Annotated in this window: 6 protein-coding genes and 1 pseudogene; 2 read left to right on the forward strand and 5 right to left on the reverse strand. The window is 43.8% G+C overall.

Going from position 1 to position 9,275, the window contains the following annotated elements:
• Positions 1-93: 93 nt before the first annotated feature.
• Entirely contained in the window at positions 94-1,377 is a 1,284-nt protein-coding gene (locus LC653_RS35190) for an ankyrin repeat domain-containing protein (protein WP_229499547.1), read from the forward strand.
• A gap of 1,073 nt (positions 1,378-2,450) precedes the next feature.
• Positions 2,451-2,678, forward strand: a pseudogene (locus LC653_RS35195) (transposase); the annotation flags it as partial.
• 97 nt (positions 2,679-2,775) lie between these two features.
• Here LC653_RS35195 and LC653_RS35200 read toward each other — a convergent pair.
• The 5 genes from LC653_RS35200 to LC653_RS47035 all read right to left on the reverse strand — a co-directional run bounded on the left by LC653_RS35200 (position 2,776) and on the right by LC653_RS47035 (position 9,219).
• A complete protein-coding gene (locus LC653_RS35200) occupies positions 2,776-4,167 on the reverse strand; it encodes a PP2C family protein-serine/threonine phosphatase (RefSeq protein ID WP_229499548.1) in 1,392 nt (463 codons plus the stop codon).
• Between the two features lie 1,038 nt (positions 4,168-5,205).
• Positions 5,206-6,867 carry a signal recognition particle-docking protein FtsY gene (gene ftsY, locus LC653_RS35205; RefSeq protein WP_229499549.1) on the reverse strand — a complete coding sequence of 554 codons (1,662 nt, stop codon included), beginning with the start codon at positions 6,865-6,867 and terminating at the stop codon, positions 5,206-5,208.
• A 216-nt stretch (positions 6,868-7,083) separates the two neighbouring features.
• The gene (nusB, locus tag LC653_RS35210; protein ID WP_100900094.1) at positions 7,084-7,725 is read right to left on the reverse strand and encodes a transcription antitermination factor NusB; all 642 of its coding nucleotides are present in this window, start codon (positions 7,723-7,725) and stop codon (positions 7,084-7,086) included.
• 432 nt (positions 7,726-8,157) lie between these two features.
• Positions 8,158-8,922: a DUF502 domain-containing protein gene (locus tag LC653_RS35215; protein ID WP_229499551.1), complete on the reverse strand. Its 765-nt coding sequence runs from the start codon at positions 8,920-8,922 to the stop codon at positions 8,158-8,160.
• Positions 8,923-8,955: 33 nt separating this feature from the next.
• Positions 8,956-9,219, reverse strand: a complete 264-nt coding sequence (locus LC653_RS47035; RefSeq protein WP_308189187.1) for a hypothetical protein — start codon at positions 9,217-9,219, stop codon at positions 8,956-8,958.
• Positions 9,220-9,275: the final 56 nt, after the last annotated feature.

The raw sequence follows: 9,275 nt of genomic DNA on the forward strand, positions 1-9,275 counted from the left end.
TGAATTGCATAACCCTCTTGCCAAAGTGGATAAACAATCTCAGACTAAATTTTGAAGGTAGACGAACAAAACCCCCTGTGTGGGATCTCATCCATGACTGAAAACAACGATACTTTGCTGCTACAAGCAGCTAAAAACGGGGATATTAAGCATCTGAGTGCGCTACTGGCTGCTGGTGCGAGGGTGGACGCGTGCGATCGCCAAGGCACGACGGCGTTGATGTTTGCTGCTAATTTAGGCTACACCGAAATTGTGCGATCGCTGCTAGATGCTGGGGCAAATATCAACTTGCCCAGAAAACTCTATGGTTTGACAGCTTTGATGTTGGCGGCTAGTGCCAAACAGCTTGACATTTTGCAGCTTTTACTATCCAAAGGTGCTGATGTTAATGCCACTAATGAAGATGGCAGCACAGCTTTAATGGCAGCTGTAGTTAAAGGTCATGTCGATGTAGTGCGAGTTTTATTGGCTGCTGGTGCAAGGGTGAATATTGCAGATAAAGATGATGATACTGCGTTGAAACTCGCCGTTAAGCAGGGACAAATAGAAGTTTTACAAGCAATTCTCCAGACTGGTGTCGATGTCAATATCCGAGATGAGGAAGGTGAGACACTCTTAACATTAGCGGCAGATTTGGGACATCTAGAGGTTGTGGAAACACTGCTGGCGGCGGGGGCTGATGTGAATGTGAAAAACGCCGATAGTGGAACTGCCCTATCGGCAGCAGCAGCTGCTGGACATGGTGTGATCGCAGCAGCTTTACTAAATCGAGGTGCTGAAATTAATCTCCAAGACCAAGATGGTGAAACAGCCCTACACCTTGCCGTTGTGGAAGGCTACATTGATGTTGTGCAAGTGTTACTTAACAGGGGTGCAGATGTCCAAATTAGGAACCACCTGGGTGATACGCCACTGCTTGTAGCAGCATTGCAGGGACACAGCCATATCGTCGAAGCATTGTTGCATTCCGGGGCAGATATTACTGAGAAAAACCTCGGTGAAGTACCTTTGACGCTGGCTGCATCACAGGGACACACCCAAACAGTGAAAGTGCTGCTAGAGTATGGTGCTGATGCCAACACTGCGGGCGATGATGGCAAAACTGCTTTGATCAAGGCAACCGAACGCAAACACACGGAGATAATACATTTGTTGCTGGCAAATGGGGCAGATGTGAATTTTCAAGACTCAGCGAAGGCAACAGCATTGATATGGGCTGCTTCAGCAGGTTACGGCGAAATTGTGCAGTTATTACTGCAAGCTGGGGCAGATGTGAATTTGAAAAACCGGGGTGGTTATACTGCTTTAATGATTGCAGAATTTAATGGTTATAAAAATGTGGCGCGGAGTCTGCAAAAAGCTGGGGCGCAAGAATAGCCATTTGAATTCTTTAACTACAGGGCTTCCCATTCAGATGCCAATACGCTTGGGTTAAGGCTAAAACTCTTTATCAAAGTCAAATTTTTAACCAACCGCAGAGGCGCAGAGGAAACAGAGAGAAGAGAAAAAAATCCTTAACCCAAGCGTATTGATTCAGATGCCGTACGACATTATATCGCAAGGTGTAGGGACGGGTATACCTCACGTAAAGGAGAAGCGCTATAAAATATTTTCAGAAATATGTTGACAAATCAATAAATGAAGGTTATTTCCTTAAATACCGGGGAGATTTAAAAAATCAAGTCCGGGCGAAAGAAACAAAGAAAGCAAAACTCCGTCGTAGCTGTTGTGAACTTGCTACGGCGGAGAAAAGAAAATTAAAGCGACAAGAGGGAGCAGGCGAAATGCTTGCGCCACAAGGATAGAAAGAAAGCAAAAATGAAGAAGTAAATTTACCTTTTACTTTTTACCTTGTACCTTTTACCTAGTCTCCCTCTTGGCGTTTCCTACTGTGCTAGATGTGCAAAATATATAGTTTTTACTTTAAGAGAAAAGTATTGTAACGATCATTTTTTATGTATCCTCCTAAAGGCTGAATACAAACGAATCCTGAAAAAAGGCTGATGTGCGACCATTTGGGCGATCGCTACGGAAATTAAAAGAAAAAATAAATAAAAAATTAAATTTAACGTGAGTTCGACGGTTATAAAAAGGCAAAAAGCTTGCTATGTATGGATTTGCATAACAGGGCATACAAAAAGGCGATCGCTACGATTGAATGAGAATCGGTACAAAAGTGACAAAAAAAGCCGAGACTAAGAATATCTAACAAAAATGAGGGTCAGGGCTTAGTCTACCATTGTATCTCGCCCGGAGGCGGAGCGTCTCCGGCTCCGCTCGACATTACACAGATTTTCTGCGATGTAGATGATTTCTGTTCGTCATGGGAGAGGATATGGCAACAAGTACCGCAGCTACCGTCAATGGCTGGAGAGCGTCGCAGCACTTACAGTATGCATCTATCGGAGGTAATGACGATTGCGTTAGCGAAGCTTACCGAAGGTATCGCTTTGATGAAAATGATTGATAAAATTCTTTTACGCAAGCGTGCAGTAATTGAATCGGTTAATGACCACTTAAAAAACCTGTGTCAAATTGAACATTCTAGGCATCGAAGTGTTTTCAACTTTTTGGTCAACTTGATGGCTGGTTTAGCTGCTTATACTTATTTGCCTCAAAAACCTTCACTTGATATTTATCCCAAAGACTTGCCTGCCCTTCCTCCTGCCGTTTTTTAATTCATCGAACTCACGTTAAATTTAGTAGAATTACTCTAGTGAATCCCTAGTCACCATCGGTTTAATCATGACTTGAGCAAGCAAAAATGGCTAATGATTATAAAATTTGCAGAACAACTAGTGTCATATCATCAGTGTTTTGCTTATCAGCACCAATGAATTGCTCAACTTGGTCAAATAGGTAATCCACAATCTCCTCTGGGCCATTGCAGTACTTGCAAGCCGTATTGAAGCCAGCGACAAAGTTATCTTCATCGAAGCGATCGCCACCAGCAGCAGCAGCATCGGTCAAGCCATCTGTATAGTAAATAATAGTATCCCCAGGCTCTAACTGTGCCTGGGCATCTTCATATTGGCTGTTAGCATCCAAACCGATTAGCATTCCTAGAGTATCTAAACGGCTGACAGTTTTCGTGGCTGCGTGCCACCACAAAGGAGGATTGTGTGCCGCATTGCTATAAGACAAAATTCGGCTATGGGGATTATATTCTGAATAAAATAGCGTTACAAAGCGGTGGGAATTTTCCAAATCCGCATACATAACTCTATTTAAGTTTTGTAGAATTCCGGCGGGGGAATTACCATGTAGCACTTCTCCCCGTAACATTCCCCGCATCATTGTCATAATCAGCCCAGCCGGAACACCTTTGCCCATGACATCTCCAATAACCAAACCCCAGCGACTATTTTCCGTGCTGTCTTTGGCCTTGGGCTGAATCTTATTATGATTGGTAGCAATAAAGTCATAGTAGTCTCCGCCGACGCGATTGGCAGGTTTACAACGTGCCGCTAGCACTGCACCAGGAATTATGGGGCATTGACGTGGCAAAAGTCGCCGTTGAATTTCTGCGCCAATTTCTAGTTCTTGGTCTAGGCGTTCTTTTTTTCTTAGTTCTACAGCTAGTTCATCGTTTTCGATCGCAACGGCTGTTTGGTCTGCTACTAACCTAACTAACTTTTGCCTGGTTTCTGTCCAACTATATTCTGGATCGCGGCTCAAAACATAGAGCCATCCGCGTTCTGTATGCTTCACTAGAATCGCCGTACCAAAGATTTGCACATCTGGCCCCAGATAGCGATGCATCTGGTCATCCAAAATACCCGTGGCATTGGCTAGAGGGGCAGCATTGGGCAGAAGCGTGATTTGACTGCTGGCTATTTCTAGCGCTTTGCGGATATTTTTTCGCTGGCCACTATCTTGCCAATGTAACTGCTCTAATCTTACTTGACCATTAGGTTTGTAGAGAAACAGGGCGCTCCCGTCTGCATCTGTCACTCTTGTTGCCATCAGGGGGATCAGTTCCAAAAACTGATTCAAATTATTGAAACTTCTTAGGGCAAATCCTAAAGAACTGAGCAAATCTTGAATTTTGTTCTGTTCCCGGTGCAACCTTGCCACGAGTTCTTTGAGTGCTACGACTGGTGTGACATCTGTCGCGGCACTACTATTGTTGTCAATGGGTTGAGAGGGCAGTTGAGACACAGGCACAGGTACTATTGCACTTTATATTGGCAGATTTTAGATTACTTATAAATCTTTTGGCTTTGGCATTGCTAAACCATATTTAGACAAGACTTGTCACTTTAGCAAGAGTATAAAGACGTAACAGGCAACTTTTATCAGTATTTTATTTGCTTATTGTATTTTTGATGGAATATTTGGAATTTCAAATTATGTATTTTTAGCCAAAAACCAATCCGTAAAAATTACTAGTTTTAGTGATATTTAAGAAAGCTTTTCATTTTTTCATAACTTAATTACCAAAGCATATCTCTAAAGTCATAAAAATACTTTATTAAAAGAATAATTCATAACGCTTTCAGAGTAACTGTTTGGGTAGAGGCAACTAGGAGACTAGAAGTTTTTTGAGTGAAAACCCCGATTTCCTAGAAAAAATATTTGTAGATACTTTCGCAAGTAGGATCTGAGAATACACCTGGGAGTGTTGAACCAGCTTACTTACACCAATTCGCTTTTTGAGTCCACACTGGACGATTTTGCTCTTGTTCTGATGGTCGAAAGCCGTAGTTTTCCTGATGTCGGCGCTGGGCAAACAGATAACGCTTGTACTCCCACTCTTAAGTAAGTTACGTGCAGTGTGCAATGCCAACTCGCTAACGCAGTTCCTTCGACCTAAGAGTACAAGTCGCCATAGCCAACACCAATTACCTGCAAAGGCAAACCCCCCCACAGTGCTGGACTTTGTGCTGGCTTCCCAACGCACTGCTCACCGCTCACACTGCTGTCCATCTTACAATAGTTGTATTTGCGGGGGTGAGCGTCTCGCTTGCCCTTTAAATTGCTGCAAGATGGAAGCTTCCGGGGTTTTCTGTGTTGCTAAATGCCCATTCAGAGCGTGAAAAAAGGCATTAGCTTGAAATTTTAGCAAAAGTTATCCATTTATTGTGACAAACTTATGATTTATAGAACTTGATCTGTTTCTAATGAGTTCAAGTGATAATACCAGATCAGTCATCCCTAAATTTATCAGTTGTCAAGAAAAATATTTAACTCCAAATTTTTCAATTAGCCACTTAAGAGAGCTTCGACAAACTCATAGCTAGAAAAGGGGCGCAGGTCTTCAATTCCTTCGCCAGCACCAATAAAGCGAATGGGTAAACCTAGCTGTTGCACAACGGCAAGGGCAACGCCGCCTTTGGCTGTGCCATCGAGCTTGGTTAAGACAACGCCACTCAGTTGGGCAGCTTGGGAGAAAACTTCGGCTTGCCGCAGTCCATTTTGCCCTAAAGTGGCATCTAGAACCAAAAGAGATTCTACTTTGGCATTTGGGGCTTTTTTGTCGATAATTCGCCGGATTTTGCTAAGTTCGTCCATTAAATTTTTCTTATTTTGCAGTCGCCCAGCTGTATCTACCAGAAGTAATTCGGTTTGACGCGCTTGGGCGGCTGCGATCGCATCAAATACAACTGCCGCCGGATCTGTATTCTTTCCCGGATTGGAAATTACTTCCACACCGCTTCTACTACCCCAAACCTTTACCTGCTCCACGGCGGCGGCGCGGAAGGTGTCTGCTGCTCCAATCAAGCATTTATAACCAGATTTTTGTCCAAGATGGGCAATTTTACCGATGGTGGTGGTTTTACCGGCACCATTTACCCCAGTGATTAACCAAATATTCAAGGTTTCTTTTTCTGGGGTAAAGATAGTTTTGTGGGATGCTTTGCTCGGTGCATCCAGCATATCTCGGAGGATTTTTTTCAGGTAAGCGATCGCTTCTTCAGGTGCAGTAACTTCTTCTCGAAGTTTTGTCTGTAGGGCATTGATAATAAAGTCTGTCGCTTCTACACCCACATCAGCTTGTAGGAGCAATGCCTCAATTTCTGTCACAGCAGCAAGGTTTAGCGGTCCTTGACCAACGATCGCCTTCAGTTGGTTAAGAATGCTACGACGAGTTTTATCTAACCCTTGCCGGAGCTTTTTCAGCCAGGTAATTTCTTCAATAGAAACGTCTTCTGGACTTCTACCTTGAGCTGCTAAAACTTTCGCCGACCAGACAAACCCATCATCAAATACCAGTCCAGGAATTTCCTCTCCTGTCTCTGAAGTTGCAGCTACTGGCTGTACTACCTCTGGTTCTGGAACTTCAATGGCGGTGGCCATTAGTTGTTCCAGCTTGGCTTGCCGTTCTGCAGCCGCCCGTTCTAAGAAGGATAGTCCTGTTGGCTGTGTTGCCTCTGGCGTAGCTACTGGTTCGGTGGGCGTTGGTTCAACTTCATTTGCCGTGAGTTCTGGGCTGGAGACATCTTGATCAGCAATTGCTGCCACTGAGGAATCTTCTGTGCTTTCTTCCTCAGTAGCAACTTGGATAACTTCTGGCTGTGCTGTTTCTACGGTTGTACTAACAGGTTCCTCAATTGCTTCTGGTTCGGTAATTTCCCCAATTGCCGTTTCTGCGGGTTCAGGTTGTGCTGATGCTGGTGATGCATCTGCTGAATCAGCCGGGGTTTCTACTACCTCGGCTTGTTGTTTTTGCTGAATATTTTTGTAAGCAGCTTTAGCAAACGCTAACAAGTCTGTCGTTGTGTCTGGTGCAGTTTCAGGAGTTGGTGTTGACGTTTCGGCTGGCTCTGGCTGAGGTTCTTGTGCAGGAAGAGTTTCTTCCTGTTTATTATCAGAGGGAGTGTCAGAGGAATCGTTATATTTACGACGGAACCAATTAAAAACCATTGCAGCAGTATTAATTATATTAAGTTATAAGTTATGAGTTTAATTTAACTTGGGGCATTGGGCACTTGTACTGAGCGACTTGTACTGAGCGTAGTCGAAGTAAGTCGTTGGCGCAGCCTAAGAAGAGAAGTATTGGGCATTGGTCAATAATCAATAGTTCTTTTTCCCCTGCTTCCCCTGCTCCCTTATCCCCCTCACTTTGGCAAGTAAAAAAGGCTATGCTGTCTTTTTCTGCTCAGTTACTCGGCGCAAAACACCGTTAATAAACCGATGACCATCGTCTCCACTGTAGCGTTTGGCTAGCTCTACAGCTTCGTTGATGGCGATACTGTCTGGAACTCCTAAGAACTTCATTTCAGCCACAGCGATTTGCAAGATATCGCGGTCAATTTGGGCGAGGCGAGTTACTTGCCAATCTACTAAGGCAGTAGAAAGGAGTTCATCTATAATCTGTCGATTTTCGTTGACGGTAATCACAAGCTCTTTAGCGTAATTCCGTACTCCCTTGTCCTGATTGGCTAACTGAATCAATACTGGGAAATCAACTGCCGTACCTAACTGATTGATTGCTGTCTGGGTGCAGGCGATCGCTTCTTGCAGCATTGTTCTGGCACTATTGAGGTCGGAGGCCCGAGTTTGGCTACTTAAAAGGCGATCGTTACTGCGTTGCAGTTCACCTGCGGCATTATCGAGGGTATCTTGCACTTCTGAGGTCAGAGTGCGTACTGCTCCTAGCACCAACTTGGATACTAGTTGATCGTCTTCCAATTTATCTAATTTCTTCGGGTTGACTGGCAATTGGCTAAGGCTTAAAAGCGCCAATTCACGAGCAATTTGCTGGGGTTTACGAGGTTGCATAAAACGAGGGGTGATTGGGCGAGAACTGATTAACTAGACGGGACAAACTTACTATAATATCAATTTTTGCACAGTCAAACAACAACATTACGCATTTGCTTGTGACTATGCCAGATTGATTTTGAAGAAGAATACAGAATACAGAACAAGAAAGTGGGGGATTCAGACCCGCCACTAAATTGTAGACCACCAAATTTTCATTTACGCGCGAGTGTTTCACCGTTTATTCAGACGCTCTTGCTAGCTTGCTTCTTTGCAGAAGTACGAGGACTAGCTAATGGTGCGCTATCCGCCAGTGGTCACTGAGCTTGCGTTGCCCTGAGCTTTGTCGTTCGCGCAGCGTCTCGTAGAGAAGGGTCGAAGTGTCACACAGAATTCAATTCTGAATTCTGAATTCTGACTCCTGAATTCTGACTCCTGAATTCTGTTTTGTTAAATTTCTTCAACGGGAATAACCTGCTGCTTGATTTCGTTGTGTTTCACTTCCAGCGTGGACTCTTTAGGGAAAACCAAGGGCGTATTGGGGGCGACAATGCCACCTGATACAACTATTTTAAAAGCGTCTTCAATCGACATGGAGAGGTTTACCACCTCATCTTCAGGAACTACTGCGTACCATCCGGTAGTCGGATTCGGGGTAGTAGGTATAAAAACACTTAACACGGGGCGAGGCATCTGGGCTTGGATATCACTACTGATTGCACCAGTAACAAAGGCGATCGCCCAAATTCCTCGACGGGGATACTCTACCAAAATTACACGGCGAAACTTGCCATTAGAATCTTTTAGTATTGTTTCTAAAAGCTGCTTAAGGGTTTTATATACCTGTCCCGCTAAAGGAATTGCCTGTAATAATCGCTCACCAAAATCTAGCAACCACCGACCAGCAATATTGCGAGCCATCAAGCCCATCAATAAAATACTTAGTAGTGGTACAGCCAACCCTACTAATAAATTCAGTAAATTTACTAAAATTGGGTTTAACCCATCAAAGGGATTCAGTTGTTTGGGAATTTGGGTGAGGAAGTTGATTACCCAACTAGCAATGGTAATCGTTAGCCAGATAGTGGTTGCTAGGGGAATTACTACCAACAAACCAGCGATCAGGTCGTTTTTTAAGTCCTGTTTTAGGCGATCAATTACCAAGCCCCGATTCTCCTGTTTTAAGCTAGAGGAACTTTTGTTATTGGTATTCATAGTTGCTAACAATATGGACAAATGCCCACTATGTTAGTTTAGAAGTTTAACCTTCACTGGGGAAACTACAATCCCCTCTATCCCTTGGGCAAAAGCTTCAGGGATTGCTTTTCTCAATATGTTCAGAGATCCATTTACGTCTGCATTGATTAGCTGATTACCACTTGCTCTGTAAAGACCACGTTTGATTCTCTTGCCACTAAAAGTAGCAAGCGTGCCTTTTTTATAGATGAACTCAGTAATCCCGTCACCGTGATTACTGGTCTTCAGAACCGAACATGAATCTTTCGCTTTCATTCGGCTCCTCAATTTCTTGATGCTTGACAGGCATACCTGTTCGGTGGATACGGTCG

Origin of the sequence: Nostoc mirabile CHAB5784 (assembly GCF_020829645.1) — a bacterium.
Taxonomy (GTDB): Bacteria; Cyanobacteriota; Cyanobacteriia; order Cyanobacteriales; family Nostocaceae; genus Nostoc; species Nostoc mirabile.

Excerpts from the sequence above, each read along its gene's own strand:
- LC653_RS35190 (WP_229499547.1), top strand. The coding sequence starts at position 94 with ATGACTGAAAACAACGATACTTTGCTGCTACAAGCAGCTAAAAACGGG.
- ftsY (WP_229499549.1), bottom strand. The coding sequence starts at position 6,867 with ATGGTTTTTAATTGGTTCCGTCGTAAATATAACGATTCCTCTGACACT.
- nusB (WP_100900094.1), bottom strand. The coding sequence starts at position 7,725 with ATGCAACCTCGTAAACCCCAGCAAATTGCTCGTGAATTGGCGCTTTTA.
- LC653_RS35215 (WP_229499551.1), bottom strand. The coding sequence starts at position 8,922 with ATGAATACCAATAACAAAAGTTCCTCTAGCTTAAAACAGGAGAATCGG.
- LC653_RS47035 (WP_308189187.1), bottom strand. The coding sequence starts at position 9,219 with ATGAAAGCGAAAGATTCATGTTCGGTTCTGAAGACCAGTAATCACGGT.